We start from the raw sequence: 18,277 nt of genomic DNA on the forward strand, positions 1-18,277 counted from the left end.
GTCGCCTAGGTGGCGATCGACATCGACGACCCCGGGGGCACCCGCTCACGGCTGGCCGCAGCGGTCGAGCTCGCCGCCACCCAGGGCGCCGACCTGGTCGTGCTTCCCGAGCTGGCCTGGACCGGGTACGTGTTCCACGACGCTGACGAGGCGCGTGCCCTCGCCCACCGGTCGCGCCACCAACTGGAGACCCTGGCGCAGTGGTCGCGACACCTCGACCTGGTGATCGTCAGCGGGTGGGCCGAGGTGGACGGCGACCAGGGGCACAACGCGGCGGTCGTGGTCGACCCCGGCCGCCTTCTGGGCACCTACCGCAAGGTGCACCTGTGGGGCGAGGAGCAGTCGGTGTTCACCCCGGGCGACCAGCCGCCGCTGGTGGTCGACACCTCGGTCGGACGAGTCGGGGTGATGGTCTGCTACGACCTGGAGTTCCCCGAGTGGGTGCGCCTGGCCGCCGAGGCCGGGGCCGACCTGGTCGCGGCGCCGGTGAACTGGCCACTGCTGCCCCGTCCCGACGGGGAGCGACCGATCGAGGCCGCGAAGGCGATGGCAGCCGCAGCCAGCTACCGGGTGGCGATCGCGATCGCCGACCGTTGCGGCACCGAACGCGGGGTCGAGTGGATCGGCGGCAGCATGGTCGTCGACGCCGACGGCTACCCGGTGGTCGGCCCGGTGACCCCAGTGGGCCAGACCGCCGCCCCGATCGTCCTGATGGCCAATGTCGACCTCGCCGCCTCGCGCAACAAGACGTTGGGCCGGCGCAACCACGTGGTCGACGACAGGCGTCCCGACCTGTACTGACAGCCCCCTATTGGGCCGGGGCACCTGGCTCGGTGATCGGCACCCCACGGCGGGCGAGCTCGGCCTCGGCGTGGCCTCGTCCGCCGTACTCCAGGCCGGCCAGGGCGGTCTCACCGCGCCAGACCAGCTGCCCGCGGCGTCGCACCCACACCGTCATCTGGCCATCGAGGTGCTCGATCGCTCCCGGGGTGTTGCGGTGCTCCGAGGGCAACGGCACCGGCAGCACGTGGGCGTTGCCCACCGGTGAGTGGGCCTCGACCTCGACCGACCAGCCGAAGCCTCGTCCCCGAAGCGACCACGACTCAGCGCTGGCCCAGGTGCGCACCGGTGAGACCACGGGGTCACCCAGCCGCAGCACCCGCCCCGACGGCAGGCGGACGACCAGCGCGGTCACCGTGGTGCGCAGCGGACCAGCGATCACCTCGCCACCGGCGAAGGCGACACAGGCAGCCGGGTCGTCGAAGCCTTGCGCCTGACCCCACCACCACGAGTTCGGGAAGCCCTCGCGTCCCCAGTTCTTCTCGCCGTAGACCTGGGCACCGTCCAGCAGCCAGGTCTCACCACCCACCACCGCCGTGCCCGAGGCACGTCCACCCAGCAGCCAGGGGTGCCAGTACTGGTTCAGCCCGGGCACCAGGTGGAAGACGCTCGAACCGCCCCAGCGACGCCTCGGCCAACCGGCGCCGATCCGGGGAGTGGGGGCGATGAAAGGGCTCATCTGACGACCCTAGGCGCAACGGTGATCCCTAGGCTGAAGTCGTGACCAGCCACACCACCATTGACCTGCTCGCTGACGAGGGATGGTTCGGGGGTGCGGTTGCCGACGGTCTGTTCATGCCGATGGGCGGCTCGGCCCACCACCGCGACCTGGCCACCAACGCCGGCCACTTCTGGGACCACATGGGTGGCGCCAACCAGTCCGCGCCGGTGCTGGTCAGCACCAAGGGCCGCTACGTGTGGTGCGACCAGCCCTTCCGGTTCCTGTTCGGGCCCGACCGCACCCTCACCCTGATCGGCGACGACATCGTCATCGAGCAGGCCGGCGACGACCTGGCCGGCGCCTACCGTGCCGCCCAGGCGGCGCACTTCCCGCCCTCGGGGCGCTGCGTCGACGAGTTGATGTACACCGCACCGCAGTACAACACCTGGATCGAGGCGCCCTACGTGCCCACCCAGGGCAAGGTGCTCGACTACGCCCACGGCGTGCTCGAGCACGGCCTGCCGCCGGGTGTGATCATGATCGACGACCTGTGGGCCCCCGACTACGGCACCTGGGAGTTCGAGCCCACCCAGTTCCCCGACCCGGGGGCGATGTGCCGAGAACTGCACGAGATGGGCTTCAAGGTGATGCTCTGGGTGGTGCCCTACCTGAGCCCGGACAGCCCGACCTCGCGACAGCTGGCCCGCGAGGGGCTGCTGATCACCCGACCCGACGGAGAACTCAGCCTGCACCACTGGTGGAACGGCTGGTCGTCGGTGCTCGACCTGACCAACCCGGCCACCCTCGACTGGGTGCGAGGCAAGTTCGCCGCACTGCGCGGCCTGGGCGTCGACGGGTTCAAGCTCGATGCCGGCGACCTGCGCTACTATTCAGACACCGAGGTCACCCACGGCGGCGGGGGTGCGGTCGCCCAGTGCGAGGCCTGGGCCCGGCTGGGCAGCGAGTACCCGCTCAACGAGATGCGGGCCTGCTGGAAGCTCGGCGGGCAGCCACTGGCCCAGCGCCTGCACGACAAGCCGCGGGCCTGGGGCCAGATGGGCATCGAGTCACTCATTCCCGAGGGCATCGCCCAAGGCCTGATCGGTCACGCCTTCAACTGTCCCGACATGATCGGCGGCGGCGAGCTGGGCTCGTTCGAGCAGGGCGGTGAGATCGACCAGGAGCTGTTCGTCCGGTTCGCCCAGTGCTCGGCGCTGTTCCCGATGATGCAGTTCTCTCTGGTGCCGTGGCGGGTGCTGGACGACGAGCACCTGGCCTCGGTCACCGAGGTGGTCGCCATCCGACAGGGACTGGTCGACGAGATCTCCGCCCTGTTCGCGCACGCGGCCCGCACCGGTGACCCGATCCTTCGTCCGTTGGCGTTCCACCACCCCGACCTCGGTCACGTCACCGACCAGTTCCTGCTCGGTGAGAACCTGTTGGTGGCCCCGGTGCTTCGCCGGGGCGCCACCGAGCGCACTGTCGTGGTGCCCTCGGGTCGTTGGCGCAACGAGGAGTCCGGCGACCAGATCGAGGGCCCGACCACGGTCGAGGTGGCGGTGCAGTTGCGGTCGCTGCCCCGGTTCCGGCGCCTCGACTGACGACCCAAAGGGGTGTGCCGGGGCGACTTGTCGAGGTCTGGTGCAGGCGGGTGTGGCAGCGTGACCAGCACTGCACGCCAACCAGAGGAGGCCCACATGGGCGTCGATGACAAGCTCGAGAACACCAAGGACCAAGCTGTCGGCAAGATCAAGCAGGCCGCTGGCGACGCCAAGGACGATCCCGGTCTGGAGGCCGAGGGTCAGTCCCAGGAGACCAAGGGCGATCTGAAGCAGGCCGCCGAGAAGGTCAAGGACGCCTTCAAGTAGGCCGGCCCACCCACTCCCGGCGCGAGGGGGACGACGTCTGAGGGCGTCGTTCCCCTCGCCGCGTCTGCACACGGTTGCCGCGCGCTGTCGCACCGGCCAACTAAGCTCCAAGCATGAGTGAGCGCGACCCCCAGGAACAGGTGGACGAGCAGTCCGCCCAGGATGTGACCGAACTCGACGGCCAGGATGGCCAGGTCGTCCAGGAGCACGCCGACAACTGGAACAACACCCCGCCCGGTGAGAACGTGCCCGAGTGGCTGCGTCGCCGCAACGACGACGAGGACACCGCCGCCGAGGCCGGCGACGCCTGACGATGCCACCCGCTCCACACCACCGAGCCGGTCCCCCAGCCTCGATGGTGTGGGGGGTCGCGGTCGCGACGACCTTGGTCGTGGTGACCGCCTTCGTCCAACTGGGCTTCGAGGTCGCCTCGCGCGACAAGCCCTGGGGCCCCTTCATCGTGCGCATCGTCATCATCGGTGCCTTCTGGACGATGATGCTGCGCGCCTACGTCATCGCCTCCCGCGGGGCGATGGTGCGTCGGCGCTGGTGGCTCTACCTGCTGGCCCTGGTCGTGCTGCTGACCTCGATGGTGGTGGCCGTGATCTACCGGGTCTTCACCAATCCCAACAGCTGGAGTTGACGTGGCCCGACACCGGATCTTCGACACCGCCTTCGCCGACATCCACCCCCACTACCTGGCCAAGGCCGAGCGCAAGGGGCGCAGCAGCGCCGAGGTGGACGAGGTGATCTGCTGGCTCACCGGCTACGACGCCGCGGGCCTGGCCGACCAACTCGAGCGGCGCACCAACCTGGAGGAGTTCTTCGCCCAGGCACCGCGGATGAACCCGAACGCCACCTTGATCACTGGCTCGATCTGTGGGTACCGCGTGCAGGACATCGAGGACCCGCTGCTGCAACAGATCCGCTGGATGGACAAGCTGGTCGACGAACTCGCCCGCGGCAAGCAGATGAACAAGATCCTGCGGGCAGGCTGAGCCGTCAGGAGAAGCTGCGCAGCCTCAGGCTGTTGCCCACCACGAACAGTGATGAGAAGGCCATCGCCGCACCTGCGATCATCGGGTTGAGCAGCCCGGCCATCGCCAGCGGGATCGCCGCCACGTTGTAGGCGAACGCCCAGAACAGGTTGCCCTTGATCGTGCCCAGGGTGCGCCGCGACAGCCGGATGGCGTCGGCCGCCACCCGCAGGTCTCCGCGCACCAGGGTCAGGTCGCTGGCCTCGATGGCGACGTCGGTGCCGGTGCCCATCGCCAGCCCGAGGTCGGCTTGGGCCAGTGCCGCGGCATCGTTGACGCCGTCGCCGACCATGGCCACCACTCGGCCCTGCTGCTGCAGGCGCTGGACGACATCGACCTTGTCGGCGGGCATCACGCCGGCGAACACCTGGTCGTTGTCGATCCCGACCTCTGCGGCGACCGATCGGGCCACGGTCTCGTGGTCACCGGTGAGCAGCACCGGGGTCAGTCCGAGGTCGCGGAAGCGGCGGACCGCCTCGGCCGAACCGTCCTTGACCCGGTCAGCCACCACCACCAGGCCGAAGGCTCGGTCGTCCAGCCCGACGACCACGGCCGTGCCACCCTCACGCTGGGTGCGGTCGAGTTCGGCCTCGAGCCAGGCCGGGACGACGACGCCCTGGTCGGTGACGAAGCCGTGCCGCCCGACCACGACACGACGGCCGTCGACGCTGCCGCTGACCCCCAGCCCTTCGTGGTTGGTGAAGTCGGTGACCGTGGCCAGTGGCGCCCGCTCGGCTGCGGCCGACGAGATCGCCTGGGCGATCGGGTGCTCAGAGGCGTGCTCGACGGCCCCCGCCAGGGCCAGCACCTCGTCCTGCTCGACACCCTCGGCGGCGACCACCTCTCGCAGTGCCATCTGGCCGGTGGTGACGGTGCCGGTCTTGTCGAGCACGACGGTGTCGACCCGGCGGGTCTGTTCGAGCGCTTCGGGTCCCTTGATCAGAATGCCGAGCTGGGCACCTCGTCCGGTGCCGACCATCAACGCGACCGGCGTGGCCAGACCGAGCGCACAGGGGCAGGCGATGATCAGCACGGCGACCGCAGCGGTGAACGCCGCGGTCCAGCCGGCCCCGGCCAGCCACCAGCCGACCAGGGTGCCCAGGGCGAGCAGGATCACGACCGGCACGAAGATGCCCGAGATTCGGTCGGCCAACCGCTGGGCGGCTGCCTTGCCGGTCTGGGCGTCCTCGACCAACTTGGCCATCTGGGCAAGTTGGGTGTCGGCACCGACCCGGGTGGCGCGCACCAGCAGGCGTCCGCTGGTGTTGACGGTCGCACCGACCACGGGCGAGCCCTGGTCGACCTCGACCGGCACCGACTCGCCGCTGACCATCGACTCGTCGACCGCCGAGCGTCCCTCGACCACGAGACCGTCGGTGGCGATCTTCTCGCCGGGGCGCACCACGAACTCGTCGTCGACCTGCAACTGGTCGACCGGAATCCTGAGTTCTCGACCGTCGCGGACGACCGCGACCTCCTTGGCACCCAGATCGAGCAGGGCCCGCAGCGCGGCGCCGGCCTGGCGCTTGGCCTTGGCCTCGAAGTAGCGCCCGGCCAGGATGAACATGGTCACCCCGGCGGCGGCCTCAAGGTAGATGTTGCTCAGGCCATGGCCACGCTGCACGGTGAGCTCGAACGGGTGCTTGAGCCCGGGCATGCCGGCGTGGCCGAAGAACAGCGCCACCAGTGACCAGCCCAGGGCGGCCAGCGTGCCCAGCGAGACCAGCGTGTCCATGGTGGCGTTGCCGTGGCGCAGGTTCGTCCACGCGGCCCGGTGGAACTGGTACCCACCCCAGACCACGACCGGGGCGGCCAGCACCAGCGAGAGCCACTGCCAGTGGGTGAACTGCAGCGCCGGCACCATCGCCATCGCGATCACCGGCACGGTCAGCGCGACCACGATCAGCAACTTGCGGCGCAACTCGGCCACGTGCAGGTCGTCGGCGCTGACCGGCTGTGGGGCGTCGGGATCAGTGACGGGCGCCGGCGGCTCGGGCAGGGTGGCGCCGTAGCCGGCGGCCTCGACCGCGGCCACCAACTGCTCGGGGGTGATCATCGAGTTGTGCTGCACCCGCGCCTTCTCGGTGGCGTAGTTGACCGTGGCGCTGACGCCGTCGAGCTTGTTGAGCTTCTTCTCGATCCGGTTGGCGCACGAGGCGCAGGTCATGCCCTGCAGCAGCAGTTCGGTCTGTTCGTCGAGGGTGTCGGGGGTGATGGTCTCGGGGGTGGTGGTGCTCATCTCAGCTCCTGACCAGGCGCCTGATGGCGTCGCTGGCTTCCTTGATCTTCTGGTCGGCCTCGGGCCCGCCTCGCTTGGCGGCATCCAGCACGCAGTGGGTCATGTGCTCGTCGACCAGACCGAGGGCGACCGCCTGCAGGGCCTTGGTGACCGCTGACACCTGGGTGAGGATGTCGATGCAGTAGGTGTCGGACTCGATCATCCGCTCGATGCCCTTGACCTGGCCTGCGATGCGACCCATCCGCCGGAGGTAGGCGCCTTTCTCACTGTGGTAGCCGTGGTGCTGCTCACCGGTGTCGGCAGGGGGGCACATGGGTGTCTCGCTCACCCCACCATCATACCCCTAGGGGGTATGCAATCAACTCACCGGGGGTCGTACTCGGCCATCTCGAGTCGACGCTCGGCGGCATCGACCGCGTTCTTGAACAGCATCGCGATGGTGGTCGGCCCGACCCCACCGATCCGGGGCGTGATCGCCCCAGCGACCTCGGCGCAGCGCTCGTCCACGTCGGGCAGCAGGCGGCGGCCCTCGTAGCGCACTCCCCCACCGACCACGACCGCACCGGGGCGGATGTGCTCGGGCTGCAGGATGCCGGGCACGCCGGCGGCGGCGATCACGATGTCGGCCTCGCGGGTGTACTGCGCCCAGTCGGGCACGCCGGTGTGGACGACGGTGACCGCGGCGTTGGCGGTGGGGCGCTTCTGGGTGAGCAGCATCGCCAGGGGACGACCCAGCGTGGTTCCCCGACCCAGGACGACCACATGACGCCCCGAGACCGGGATCTCGTGGTGGGCCAGCAGCGCCTCGATGCCGGCGGGGGTGCAGGGCACCGGCGCCGCGATGCCGAGGGCGAGGCGACCCATGTTCAGCGGGTGCAGCCCGTCGACGTCCTTGTCGGGGTCCATCAGACCCATCGCCTCGTCGAAGTCGATGTGCGGCGGCGGCGGGTTCTGGAACAGGATGCCGTCGACCTCGTCGTCGGCGCTGAACTCGGCGATCACGTCGTTGACCTGGGCCTGGCTGGCGTCCTGGGGCAGGTGCACGTGAGGGGCGGTGAAGCCCAGCGACTCGGCCTTCTCGATCTTCATCCTGATGTAGCCGGCACTGGCCGAGTCGTCACCGACCAGCAGGGTGGCCAGACCCGGGGTCCGCCCGGCCTCGCGCAGGGCGGCGATCCGCGGCTCGAGGCTGGCGAACACCGCCTCGGCAACAGGGGTTCCGGGCAGCAGGCGTGCGGTCATCGGGGCTCCTCGGCGTCGGACGTTGTCTGCATTGTTCCACGGCGGACGCGCCGCACCCGGTGTGCCCCGTCGGTGTCAGCGTGCGCCGGTAAGCTGAGAGCTCAACCCCGACCAGCTGGAATGCCGCCTCGTCGCAGGCGGTTGCACCACCACAGAAATCGAGGAGGCGCATGGTGCTGGACCCCACTGGACTGTACGAGTTCGAGAGCTACATCGACCCGCGCACGATCAGGGCGCGCACCCTGGTGGTGACCCTGACCGGGTTCGTCGACGCCGGGCACGCGCAACGGCTGTTCGACGAACACGTCACCTCGACGCTGCCCAACCACAAGGTGGCGACCTTCGACATCGACCAGTTGGTCGACTACCGCGGGCAGCGTCCGAGCATGGTGTTCGACACCGACCGCTTCCTGGAGTTCCACGCACCGTCGATGACCCTGCACCAGGTCGTGGACGAGTCCGGGGTGCCCTTCCTGCTGCTGGCAGGCCAGGAACCCGACCTGCAGTGGGAGCGCCTGGCCAAGGCGATCGAGCAACTGGTCGACACCTTCGACGTGCAGACCACGGTGATGCTGGGTGCCATCCCGATGGCGGTGCCGCACACCCGTCCGGTGACCCTGACCCGGCACGCCAGTGACCCCAGCCTGATTCCGGGCAACCAGCCGCTGTTCGGGCGGGTGCAGTTGGCCGGGTCGTTCCCCTCGATGCTCGAGGTGCGTCTGGCCGAGGCCGAACGACAGGTCATCGGCATCACGGCCCACGTGCCGCACTACCTGGCCCAGTCCGACTTTCCCGACGCCACCCTGGCCCTGCTGAGGGCGCTGTCCGAGGCCACCGGCCACACCATTCCCACCTCGGCACTGGCGGTGAGCGCGGGTGCCGCCCGGGCACAGATCGGTGCGGAGCTGGAGCAGTCCGAGGAAGCCCAGGCCCTGGTCTCGGCGCTCGAGGAGCAGTACGACGCCTTCCACGAGGCACGTCCGCGCCCCTCGATCGAGCCGACCCACGAAGACCTGCCGACCGCCGACGACATCGGCCGTGAGGCCGAGAACTTCCTGCGCCAGCTCGCCGACGAGCAGGGCAAGGACGACAGCCCGCCTACTGCGGTGTGATCGGCCGGCGCGAGGCCAGCCCGACCAGGTTGCCCTCGCTGTCGCGCAGGAAGGCCATCCGTTCGTCCTCACCCGGGCTGCCGAAGAGCCCCTCGGCGTCGGAGAAGATGGTGTGCGGCTCGGTGTCGATCTGCACTCCGCGCTCGCGAAGCTGCTCGACGGTCGCGTCCACGTCGTCCACCCGCAGGTAGACCAGCGAGGCCGGCGCGTTGCGTTCGAGCAGCAGACGCACCTCGCCCAACCCGAAGAAGACCAGGCCGGGCGGATCGAAGCTGGCGATCGGCCCCTCACCGAGCAGCTCGGTCCAGAACTCGGTGGCCCGTTCGAGGTCGTCGGCCTTGAGGGCGACCTGGTGCAGCAACATGGATGCTCCTTCGCTGAAGGGTCCGGCGTCCCCGGGCGGGTGGTGAGGCAGCCTAGCGCCTGCACTGGCCCCTCGTCAGCCGGAGTCTGGCTGCTTCATCTCGACAAGTGAAGTCCACAACCTTATTCTGAGTGCATGAAGCCATCACCCTTCATCGTGCTGACCGCTGACCAGCGCCGGAGCCGACGGCAACCCGACAGGGTCCCCGAGGCCTTGGCCGTGCTGAACGACCTGCCGGGGATGGCGCTCGCCTTCGAGCGGACGACAGGGGACGAGGTGCAGGGGCTGGTGCGCAGCGCGTCGAGCGTGGTCGAGGCCGTCATGCGGCTCTCGCGGCTCGGGGACTGGCGGATCGGGTTGGGGCTCGGCGAGGTCGACCAGCCGCTGCCGGGCACCACCCGTGAGGCGCGAGGGCCGGCCTATCTGTTGGCCCGGGAGGCCGTGGAACGCTCGCGCAGCGTGGCCGCCGAGCTGCGGCTGCTCGGCCCTGATGTCACAGCCGGGGCCTACGATCGGGTGCAGGCAGCCGAGACCGTGTTGTGGCTGCTGCGCACCGTGTGGGGTCGGCGCACGCCGCAAGGATGGGAGGTGGCTCAGATGCTCGAGCACGCCAACACCGCTGCTGACGTCGCCGCCGAACTCGGCATCAGTCCCTCAGCGGTCAGCCAGCGCAGCGCGCGCGCACACATCGTCGAAGACCGCCGCGGTCGAGAACTGGCCATCTCGATGCTGGTCGACCTGGGGCTGGAGCCCTGATGGACTGGCTGCAGGTGGCCACGGTGGCCGTGGTGCTCGTCATCGGGCTGGTGACGGTGCTGCTGGGCGGACGAGTCGTCGACGCCGTGTTCAAGCTGGCCGATCGGGCCTCGCGATCATCCGACACCACGGCCGGGCCAGTGCCCACCAAGGCCCAGGCCGCGGCCTCACAACTGCGCGGCGGCGCCTGGATCGGCATGCTCGAGCGACTGGCGATCTATGCCGCCCTGCTCAGCGGCTATCCCGAGGGCATGGCGCTGGCACTGGCCGTCAAGGGGTTGGCGCGCTACCCCGAACTCAAGGCCACCCAGACCGGTGCTGCCGAACGCTTCATCATCGGCACCTTCGTCAGCGTCCTGGTCGCCTGCGCCGCGGCAGGTCTGGCCTGGTGGGTGATCCACCTGTGGTGAGCGAGGCCGACCTGCTGGAACGCTGGCAGCGAAGGTTCGCGTTGCCCCCCGCCATCGGCCTCGACCTGCTGCAGCGCTGGGACGAGCCCCACCGGCACTACCACGGCCCGGCGCACCTGCACCACGGACTCACGCTGCTCGACCAGGCCCAGGCGCCACACGTCGTCGAACTGGCCTGGTGGTTCCACGACGCCGTGCACAGCAACCGCTCCCCCGCCGATGAACAGGCCTCCGCCGCCCTCGCCGAGCAGCAGTTGTCGGGTCTGGTCGAGGACGACCAGGTGGCCGAGGTGGTCCGGCTCGTCCTGCTCACCAGCCACCACCAGCCCCGACCCGACGACCAGCCCGGCGCGCTGCTCTGCGACACCGACCTGCACCCACTGTCGTTACCGTGGCCCGACTACACGGACCAGGTCGCCGCCCTGCGCGCCGAACGCCTCGACCTCGACCTCGAGGTCTGGCAGCGGGCTCGCGCCGCCCGCTTGCGGCAACTGCTCGCCAGACCGACGCTGTTCCACTCCAGGGGCACGGGAGTGGGGGAGGCCGCTGCACGCGCCAACCTGAGCCGCGAACTCGACGAGTTGGCCGGGTCGTGACCAGCTACCGACGTCTGGCCGGCTCGCGTCCGGTCATCACCGACCTCGAGGTCAAGCGCTCGACCTTCAGGTGTGCCCTCACCCACGTCACCAGTGAGGGCGAGGCTCGTGCCGCGATCACCGCGGCACGCCGGGCCCACCACGACGCAGGGCACCACTGCTCGGCCTTCGTGCTGGGCCCGCTGCGCGACCAGCAGCGCTCCAGTGACGACGGCGAGCCGGCCGGGACGGCTGGCATCCCGATGCTCGAGGCGCTGCTGCGCCACGGCGCCGCCGCCGGCGAGCCGCCGGTCACCGACGTGGTGGCGGTGGTCACCCGGTGGTTCGGTGGCACCAAACTCGGTGCGGGTGGACTCACCCGGGCGTACTCGGAGTCGGTCAACCAGACCCTGGACGTGGCCCGCTGGCGACTGGTGCAGCAGCGTCGTCTGCTCGAGGCCACGGTGGCGATGGCTGACCTGGGCCGGGTGCAGAACGTATTGATCACCGAAGGGTTCACCCCGAGCGACACCCGCTTCACCGCTGATTCCGCGGTGCTCACGTTGGCCGTGGTGGACGACCAGGACGAGCACCTGCGTGCGTTGCTTGCCCGACTCACCCACGGGACGGCGGGCGTGGTCGAGACCGGGGTCGACTGGGGTTGAGGGTTCTTGCGTATCGTTGACCCCTGACGCCCGCCGACCAGCGTCACCAGCCGTCGACGGCCGTCACGACAGGAGCACCGCCGATGAAGTTCCAGCGCAACCCTGCCACCTTGTCGCTGATCGCGATCTGCGCGGCCGTCTGGGTGGCCGAACTCACCATCCCAGGCCTGATCGACGACCTGGCGCTGGCGCCGTCGTTGGGCGTCAGCCAGCCTTGGCGCTGGCTGACCTCGGCCTTCACCCACTCGCTGTCGCCGATGCACATCATGTTCAACATGATGGCGCTGTGGATGGTGGGCCAGGGCCTGGAGCACTTCCTGGGCTGGCGCCGCTTCCTCAGCGTCTACCTGCTGTCGGCGTTGGGCGGCTCGGTGCTCTTCGTGGCCCTGGCCACACCGCCGACCGCGATGAACCCACTCGGGTCGAACTGGAACGTCGGCCTGGTCGGGGCCTCGGGGGCGGTGTTCGGGTTGTTCGGCGCACTGGCCGTGGCCCAGCGCCGCCTGGGCGCCAACACCAGCCAACTGTGGGGCGTGCTCGCGATCAACGCCGTGATCTCGTTCGTCATCCCCGGCATCGCCTGGCAGGCCCACATCGGCGGGTTCCTGACCGGGCTGGCCGCGATGGCGCTGCTGTTCTGGACGCTCGAGCGCTCGGTCAAGGAGCGCAAGAAGCTGCCATGGTGGCCGAGCCTGGCCGCGCTCGGGCTCGCGCTGGTGGCTCTGGTCGCGGTGAAGTACCTGTTCTACGCCTGAGGCCCCGAGCGCCGTGCGGGGGGCGTGCAGGGGGTTCGCCCCCGCAACGATTCAGCTCGCGAAGCGGGCGGCCGAACGAGCCTTCGCCTTGGCAGCCTCGACCTCACGATCCTTCTTGGGAGCGCTGGTGACCAGGTCGTCCAGCAGGTGAGCGGCGGTGTGCGCGATCTCGTCCACGGCCCGGTCGAAGGCCTCACGGTTGGCGTGCGAGGGCTTGTTCATGCCCGAGATCTTGCGGACGAACTGCAGGGCCGCGGCGTGCAGTTCGTCCTCGGTGGCGGGCGGGTCGAAGTTGTGCAGGGGGCGGATGTTGCGGCACACGCGGTGCTCCTTGGGGTCGGCGGGGCGTGGGTCAGATCACCAGCGAGGTGAGGATCGAGATGGCCAGCAGGGTGCAGGCGAACAGGGCACAGCCCAGTTCGATGATCATGCCCAGGCCGATCGAACGCACCGCCAGCCAACTGGTGCTCAGCGCCTCGCGCAGGGTGCGCACCCGCAACCACTCACAGACCAGCAGCGTGACCAGGAAGCCGATCACCAGCCCCAGCGCCGGCAACAGGAAGTTGGCGACCACCCCGACCAGCAGTGAGACCCGCAGCGGCCACTTGGGCACCGCACGGGCCTCGAGGTTGCGCTTGGTCAGCAGGAAGCTCGCGGTGGCACCGGCCAGCACGGCGACCGTCCCGACGGCGAACGCCACCCATCCCCACGCCGAGCCACCCCACACCGCCCAGACCAGCAGGGCGACCACGATGGTGATGCTGCCGGGCAGCACGGGGACGACGATGCCGACGACACCGACGATGGCGAGCAGCACGGCGACGATGGCTGCGAGATCAGCTGGCACCACCTCAGGGTAAGGCATCGACCCCGCTGCCGACCGCGACGGCGAGCGCCTCTCGGTGGCACCCCTGAGGCTCCCCCGAGCCCACCCCAAGACCGCCATGGCAAGGCCCTGCTGGCGACCCGAGCAGGGTCACACTGGAGACATGACCCACACGACGTACCGCCCGCACACCACCGCCGACGAGCGCACCGGAGCCATGCTGTCGCACTTGGCGACCATCATCTCGATGGTCATCTCGGTGGGCTGGCTGAGCTTCGTCGGACCACTGGTGATGTGGCTGCTCAACAAGGACCGTTCCCCGTTCGTTCGCCGGGCCGCCGCCGGCTCGTTCAACTTCAACATCGGCATGTGGGTGATGACGATCGTCGGCTGGATCTGCGTCTTCACCGTGGTGCTGCTCCCGGTCGGCCTCGTGCTGATGGCCATCGCCGCCATCGCCACCCTGTGGTGCCACATCAAGGGCGCCTTCCGGGCCAGCCGCGGCGAGACCTACGACTACCCGTTCCAGATCCGCATCCTGAGCTGACCAGCGCAAACCCGCTCTGACCGGCCGCCGACGAGACCCGTCGGCGGCCGGTTCGGCGTGTGGCAACCCATTCGCCGACCCCCATGCCCGGGGGCGAAATCGGTCGTCATAGCCTGTTCGGGAGGCCTAGAACTGACAGGCCGCGCCGAGAGAAGGCCAACTGCCGTGAAAACCGACACCGTCGTCCAATCCCCCACCTCCCGACACCCGGGACGACTCCGCCGGCTCGCCGCCGTCGGGCTCGCCGGACTCGGGTTGTTGCTGGCCGGCTGCACCCGCGAGGGCGGGGCCGAGATCGGGGGCGAGGCCAACCTGGCCCTTCCCGACCTGTCCCAGGTGTCGTTCCTGGGGGGCATCGCCGGAACCCACCTGCTGATGATCGGCATCGTCGTCTGCATCGCCGGCCTCGGCTTCGGCCTGTGGACCTACAAGCAGCTCGAGGCGCTGCCGACGCACAAGTCGATGCGCGAGATCAGCGAACTGATCTACGAGACCTGCAAGTCCTACCTGGTGCAGCAGGGCAAGTTCCTGCTGCTGCTGTGGGTGTTCATCGCCGCGATCATGGTGCTCTACTTCGCAGCCCTGGTCGGCATGCCGCTGTGGAAGGTCCTGGTCGTCCTGCTCTTCAGCCTGATCGGCATGGCCGGCTCGTACGCGGTCGCCTGGTACGGCATCAGGGTCAACACCTTCGCCAACTCGCGCACCGCGTTCGCGTCGCTGCGTGGCAAGCCCTACCCGGTCTACGAGATCCCGATGCGCTCGGGCATGAGCGTCGGCATGGTGCTGATCAGCATCGAGCTGATCATGATGCTGGTCATCATGCTGTTCCTGCCCGGCGAGATCGCGGGTGCCTGCTTCATCGGCTTCGCCATCGGTGAGTCGCTGGGCGCCTCGGCTCTGCGCATCGCCGGCGGCATCTTCACCAAGATCGCCGACATCGGCTCCGACCTGATGAAGATCGTCTTCAAGATCAAGGAAGACGACGCCCGCAACCCCGGCGTCATCGCCGACTGTGTGGGCGACAACGCCGGCGACTCGGTCGGCCCCTCGGCCGACGGCTTCGAGACCTATGGCGTGACCGGTGTCGCGCTGATCACCTTCATCCTGCTCGCGGTGCCCAACGTCGCCACCCAGGTGCAGTTCCTGGTCTGGATCTTCGTCATTCGCGCCGTCATGGTGCTCGCCTCCGGCGTCAGCTACCTGGGGAACTACGTGATGGCCCGCCGCAAGTACAACGAGGTCGACTCGATGAACTTCGAGACGCCGCTGTCGGCGTTGGTGTGGCTGACCTCGATCGTGTCGATCGTGCTCACCTTCCTGACCAGCTGGCTGCTGATCGGTCCGGGAACCCCCGACCACGGCAACCCCGACAGCCTGTGGTGGAAGCTGTCGATCATCGTGTCGTGCGGCACCATCGCCGGCGCGCTGATCCCCGAGTTGGTCAAGGTGTTCACCTCGACCCACTCCGCCCACACCAAGGAGGTCGTGGTCTCGTCCCGGCAGGGCGGACCCTCTCTCAACATCCTCTCGGGGCTGGTGGCCGGCAACTTCTCGGCCTACTGGCTGGGTCTGGCCATCATCGGCCTGATGGGCACCGCCTTCCTGGTGTCGTCGACCGGCCTGGGCGACATGGGCACCCTCGAGCACGTGAAGTGGGCGGTCTTCGCCTTCGGCCTGGTCGCGTTCGGCTTCCTCGGCATGGGTCCGGTGACCATCGCGGTCGACTCCTACGGCCCGGTGACCGACAACGCGCAGAGCGTCTATGAGTTGTCGACCATCGAGCAGATGCCCAACATCGACGACGAAATCCAGCGGGACTACGGCTTCACCCCGGTCTGGGATCGTGCCAAGCACTTCCTCGAGGACAATGACGGCGCCGGCAACACCTTCAAGGCGACCGCCAAGCCGGTGCTGATCGGCACGGCCGTGGTCGGTGCCACCACGATGATCTTCTCGATCATCATGGCGCTCACCCACGGCCTGTCCGACTCCGACGAGCTGATCAAGCTCGGCCTGCTGCACCCGCCGTTCCTGCTCGGCCTGATCGCCGGCGGCGCCGTGATCTACTGGTTCTCCGGAGCCACGATCCAGGCCGTGACCACCGGCGCCTACCGGGCGGTGGAGTTCATCAAGGCCAACATCCAGCTCGACGGGGTGACCAAGGCCTCGGTCGAGGACTCCAAGCGGGTGGTCGAGATCTGCACGCAGTACGCGCAGAAGGGCATGCTCAACATGTTCCTGGCGATCTTCTTCGTCACCTTGTCGTTCGCCTTCCTCGAGCCGTACTTCTTCATCGGCTACCTGATCGGCATCGCCGTGACAGGCCTCTACCAGGCCATCTTCATGGCCAACGCCGGCGGAGCCTGGGACAACGCCAAGAAGATCGTCGAGGTCGACCTGGACGCCAAGGGCACGCCGCTGCACGATGCCGCCATCGTCGGTGACACCGTGGGTGACCCCTTCAAGGACACCTCCAGCGTCGCGATGAACCCGGTCATCAAGTTCACCACCCTGTTCGGGTTGCTCGCGGTCGAACTGGCCGTGGCTCTCACCGGTCAGGGCATGGGCACGATGGTGCGGATCCTGTCAGCTGTGTTCTTCCTGGTCAGCGCCTTCTTCGTGCTGCGTTCGTTCTACGGCATGCGGATCAACGCACCGATGATCGACCCGGCCGACGAGCCTGCTGAGATCACCGCCTGACCCTCACCTGACACCGACGGCCACCCGGCCCTGAACGCGGACGCACCTCCCCCGCCGACAGGGCTAGGGTGGCCGTTGGCATTGTCGCCCACGTGAGAGGAAGGCAGCAGTGACCGTCGACGCCGCCCAGGCCGAGTCCCGGACCGCCCCCACCGTCGAGGCCGCCGACGGCGCCACCTTCGGGCCAGACCTCGCCCGCTCCTGGCTGCTGGTCAACGCGTTCGTGCCGCAGCGGTTCGTCCGGGCCCAGTCGTCGCCGGCTGACCTCGTCCTGCTCGACCTCGAGGACGCGGTCGCCCCGCAGAACAAGGGCGCTGCCCGCCAGCACGTCAAGGAGTGGCTCGAGCAGGGCCACCCGACCTGGGCACGGGTCAACGCGATCGACACCGAGCACTGGCGCGCCGACATGGACCTGCTGTCGTCCTACGACAACGTTCAGGGCGTGATGCTCGCCATGGTCGACTCCCCCGAGTCGGTCAAGGTGACCCAGAAGGCGCTGCCCGGGCGCAAGATCGTCGCGCTGGTCGAGACCGCGCGCGGTGTGCAGAACCTGTCGGCCATCGCCGAGTCCGGTTCGACCTTCCGGTTGGCCTTCGGTCTGGGCGACTACCGCCGCGACACCGGTTTCGCCGACGACCCACACGCCCTGGCCTACACCCGCAGCCAGTTCACCATCGCCTCACGGGCCGCCGGGCTGCCCGGCCCGATCGACGGCCCCGCGGTGGGTGCGCTGGGCGTGGCCCTGGCCGACTCGGCCGGGGTGACCGTCACCTTCGGGATGACCGGCAAGATCTGCCTGATGCCCGAGCAGTGCAACACGGTCAACGAGATCCTGTCGCCCTCGCTGGGCGACATCTCGTGGGCGCTGGAGTTCCTGGCCGAGTTCGAGGCCGAGGGCGGCGAGATCCGCAACGGCTCCGACCTGCCCCGACTGGCCAGGGCCAACAAGATCCTCGCGCTGGCGAAGGCCTTCGCGATGGAGCCGCCGGAGGGCTACCACGGCTTCCCGCCGCCCAGCGACACCTACCACTACTGAGCCGATCGGCGCGCCTCAGGCCTCGAACGGCTCCGGGTCACCGGCGCCCACCCGCAACACCTCGGGTTCGCCGCTCGACAGGTCGACCACGGTGGTCGGATCGATGCCGCAGTCGCCGGAGTCGACCACCACGTCGACCAGGTGCTCGAGTTCGTCGGCGACCACCCAGCCCTGCGACAGCGGGACGTCCTGGTCGGGCATGATCAGCGTGCTCGACATCAGCGGGGCGCCGACGGCGTCGAGCACGGCCAGCGTGGTGACATGGTCGGGCACCCGGATGCCGATGGTCTTCTTGCGCGGGTGCTGCATCACCCGGGGCACCTCACGGGTCGCCTTGAGGATGAAGGTGTAGGGCCCGGGAGTGGCTGCCTTGACGGCACGGAACACCCAGTTGTCCATCTCGACCCACTGCCCGACCTGGCCGAACTCGCTGACCAGCAGCGTGAAGTGGTGGTGCTGGTCGAGGTGGCGGATGCTGCGGATGCGCTCCAACCCCTCCTTGTTTCCCATCGAACAGACCAGCGCGTAGCCGGAGTCGGTGGGGAGGGCCACCAGTCCGCCGTCCTCGAGAGTGGTCACCACGGCGCGCAGCGCGCGTGGTTGCGGGTTGACCGGGTGGACGTCGAGGTGGCGGGCCATGGCCG

Annotated in this window: 23 protein-coding genes; 15 read left to right on the top strand and 8 right to left on the bottom strand. The window is 69.1% G+C overall.

Features of this window, described 5'->3' with window-relative positions; translation table 11 throughout:
• Positions 1–9 precede the first annotated feature (9 nt).
• A complete protein-coding gene (locus IE660_RS01270; RefSeq protein WP_203566508.1) occupies positions 10–801 on the top strand; it encodes a nitrilase-related carbon-nitrogen hydrolase in 792 nt (263 codons plus the stop codon).
• A 7-nt stretch (positions 802–808) separates the two neighbouring features.
• Here IE660_RS01270 and IE660_RS01275 read toward each other — a convergent pair whose 3' ends face one another.
• Positions 809–1,519 carry a tocopherol cyclase family protein gene (locus IE660_RS01275; protein ID WP_203566509.1) on the bottom strand — a complete coding sequence of 237 codons (711 nt, stop codon included), beginning with the start codon at positions 1,517–1,519 and terminating at the stop codon, positions 809–811.
• A 41-nt stretch (positions 1,520–1,560) separates the two neighbouring features.
• On the opposite strand from IE660_RS01275, the gene IE660_RS01280 reads away from it, so the two are divergent.
• The 5 genes from IE660_RS01280 (at position 1,561) to IE660_RS01300 (ending at position 4,367) form a co-directional block, all read left to right on the top strand.
• Positions 1,561–3,102 (top strand): glycoside hydrolase family 31 protein, encoded by a 1,542-nt coding sequence (locus tag IE660_RS01280; RefSeq protein WP_328701784.1) that lies wholly within the window; start codon positions 1,561–1,563, stop codon positions 3,100–3,102.
• Between the two features lie 96 nt (positions 3,103–3,198).
• A complete protein-coding gene (locus IE660_RS01285; RefSeq protein ID WP_203566510.1) occupies positions 3,199–3,369 on the top strand; it encodes a CsbD family protein in 171 nt (56 codons plus the stop codon).
• Positions 3,370–3,482: 113 nt separating this feature from the next.
• Entirely contained in the window at positions 3,483–3,680 is a 198-nt protein-coding gene (locus tag IE660_RS01290; protein ID WP_203566511.1) for a hypothetical protein, read from the top strand.
• An 83-nt stretch (positions 3,681–3,763) separates the two neighbouring features.
• Positions 3,764–4,012 (top strand): hypothetical protein, encoded by a 249-nt coding sequence (locus tag IE660_RS01295; protein WP_203566512.1) that lies wholly within the window; start codon positions 3,764–3,766, stop codon positions 4,010–4,012.
• A 1-nt stretch (position 4,013) separates the two neighbouring features.
• The gene (locus tag IE660_RS01300) at positions 4,014–4,367 is read left to right on the top strand and encodes a DUF2200 domain-containing protein (RefSeq protein WP_203566513.1); all 354 of its coding nucleotides are present in this window, start codon (positions 4,014–4,016) and stop codon (positions 4,365–4,367) included.
• Positions 4,368–4,371: 4 nt separating this feature from the next.
• Here IE660_RS01300 and IE660_RS01305 read toward each other — a convergent pair whose 3' ends face one another.
• The 3 genes from IE660_RS01305 to IE660_RS01315 are packed head-to-tail and all read right to left on the bottom strand — an operon-like array spanning position 4,372 to position 7,887.
• Entirely contained in the window at positions 4,372–6,645 is a 2,274-nt protein-coding gene (locus IE660_RS01305) for a heavy metal translocating P-type ATPase (protein ID WP_203566514.1), read from the bottom strand.
• Position 6,646: 1 nt separating this feature from the next.
• Positions 6,647–6,958 (bottom strand): metal-sensitive transcriptional regulator, encoded by a 312-nt coding sequence (locus IE660_RS01310; RefSeq protein ID WP_203566948.1) that lies wholly within the window; start codon positions 6,956–6,958, stop codon positions 6,647–6,649.
• 50 nt (positions 6,959–7,008) lie between these two features.
• A complete protein-coding gene (locus IE660_RS01315; protein ID WP_203566515.1) occupies positions 7,009–7,887 on the bottom strand; it encodes a bifunctional 5,10-methylenetetrahydrofolate dehydrogenase/5,10-methenyltetrahydrofolate cyclohydrolase in 879 nt (292 codons plus the stop codon).
• Between the two features lie 173 nt (positions 7,888–8,060).
• On the opposite strand from IE660_RS01315, the gene IE660_RS01320 reads away from it, so the two are divergent.
• Positions 8,061–8,999, top strand: a complete 939-nt coding sequence (locus IE660_RS01320; RefSeq protein WP_203566516.1) for a PAC2 family protein — start codon at positions 8,061–8,063, stop codon at positions 8,997–8,999.
• Here IE660_RS01320 and IE660_RS01325 read toward each other — a convergent pair.
• Positions 8,986–9,363: a VOC family protein gene (locus tag IE660_RS01325; protein ID WP_203566517.1), complete on the bottom strand. Its 378-nt coding sequence runs from the start codon at positions 9,361–9,363 to the stop codon at positions 8,986–8,988. The genes IE660_RS01320 and IE660_RS01325 overlap by 14 nt on opposite strands.
• 135 nt (positions 9,364–9,498) lie before the next feature.
• On the opposite strand from IE660_RS01325, the gene IE660_RS01330 reads away from it, so the two are divergent.
• The 5 genes from IE660_RS01330 to IE660_RS01350 all read left to right on the top strand — a co-directional run bounded on the left by IE660_RS01330 (position 9,499) and on the right by IE660_RS01350 (position 12,524).
• On the top strand, positions 9,499–10,119 hold the full coding sequence (locus IE660_RS01330; RefSeq protein WP_203566518.1) for a transposase: 621 nt from the start codon (positions 9,499–9,501) through the stop codon (positions 10,117–10,119).
• Positions 10,119–10,529, top strand: coding sequence for a hypothetical protein (locus IE660_RS01335; protein WP_203566519.1), 411 nt, complete (start codon positions 10,119–10,121; stop codon positions 10,527–10,529). The genes IE660_RS01330 and IE660_RS01335 overlap by 1 nt, the downstream gene beginning before the upstream one ends.
• Positions 10,508–11,125, top strand: coding sequence for an HD domain-containing protein (locus tag IE660_RS01340; protein ID WP_203566520.1), 618 nt, complete (start codon positions 10,508–10,510; stop codon positions 11,123–11,125). The genes IE660_RS01335 and IE660_RS01340 overlap by 22 nt, the downstream gene beginning before the upstream one ends.
• A complete protein-coding gene (locus IE660_RS01345) occupies positions 11,122–11,769 on the top strand; it encodes an IMPACT family protein (protein WP_328701786.1) in 648 nt (215 codons plus the stop codon). The genes IE660_RS01340 and IE660_RS01345 overlap by 4 nt, the downstream gene beginning before the upstream one ends.
• Before the next feature lie 83 nt (positions 11,770–11,852).
• A complete protein-coding gene (locus tag IE660_RS01350; protein WP_203566521.1) occupies positions 11,853–12,524 on the top strand; it encodes a rhomboid family intramembrane serine protease in 672 nt (223 codons plus the stop codon).
• A gap of 51 nt (positions 12,525–12,575) precedes the next feature.
• Here IE660_RS01350 and IE660_RS01355 read toward each other — a convergent pair whose 3' ends face one another.
• Positions 12,576–12,845 carry a DUF2277 domain-containing protein gene (locus IE660_RS01355; protein ID WP_203566522.1) on the bottom strand — a complete coding sequence of 90 codons (270 nt, stop codon included), beginning with the start codon at positions 12,843–12,845 and terminating at the stop codon, positions 12,576–12,578.
• 31 nt (positions 12,846–12,876) lie between these two features.
• On the bottom strand, positions 12,877–13,371 hold the full coding sequence (locus IE660_RS01360; protein ID WP_203566523.1) for a DUF456 domain-containing protein: 495 nt from the start codon (positions 13,369–13,371) through the stop codon (positions 12,877–12,879).
• Positions 13,372–13,513: 142 nt separating this feature from the next.
• On the opposite strand from IE660_RS01360, the gene IE660_RS01365 reads away from it, so the two are divergent.
• The 3 genes from IE660_RS01365 (at position 13,514) to IE660_RS01375 (ending at position 17,633) form a co-directional block, all read left to right on the top strand.
• Entirely contained in the window at positions 13,514–13,897 is a 384-nt protein-coding gene (locus IE660_RS01365) for a DUF4870 domain-containing protein (protein WP_203566524.1), read from the top strand.
• Positions 13,898–14,062: 165 nt separating this feature from the next.
• Positions 14,063–16,597 carry a sodium-translocating pyrophosphatase gene (locus tag IE660_RS01370; protein WP_407928974.1) on the top strand — a complete coding sequence of 845 codons (2,535 nt, stop codon included), beginning with the start codon at positions 14,063–14,065 and terminating at the stop codon, positions 16,595–16,597.
• Positions 16,598–16,706: 109 nt separating this feature from the next.
• Complete coding sequence (locus IE660_RS01375; RefSeq protein WP_203566525.1) at positions 16,707–17,633, top strand: HpcH/HpaI aldolase/citrate lyase family protein; 927 nt, start codon at positions 16,707–16,709, stop codon at positions 17,631–17,633.
• A 15-nt stretch (positions 17,634–17,648) separates the two neighbouring features.
• Here the strand turns inward: IE660_RS01375 and IE660_RS01380 are convergent, their stop codons facing one another.
• Positions 17,649–18,272 carry an L-threonylcarbamoyladenylate synthase gene (locus tag IE660_RS01380; RefSeq protein ID WP_203566526.1) on the bottom strand — a complete coding sequence of 208 codons (624 nt, stop codon included), beginning with the start codon at positions 18,270–18,272 and terminating at the stop codon, positions 17,649–17,651.
• Positions 18,273–18,277: the final 5 nt, after the last annotated feature.

The organism is Aestuariimicrobium ganziense (assembly GCF_015352975.1).
In the GTDB taxonomy this organism is placed as follows: domain Bacteria; phylum Actinomycetota; class Actinomycetes; order Propionibacteriales; family Propionibacteriaceae; genus Aestuariimicrobium; species Aestuariimicrobium ganziense.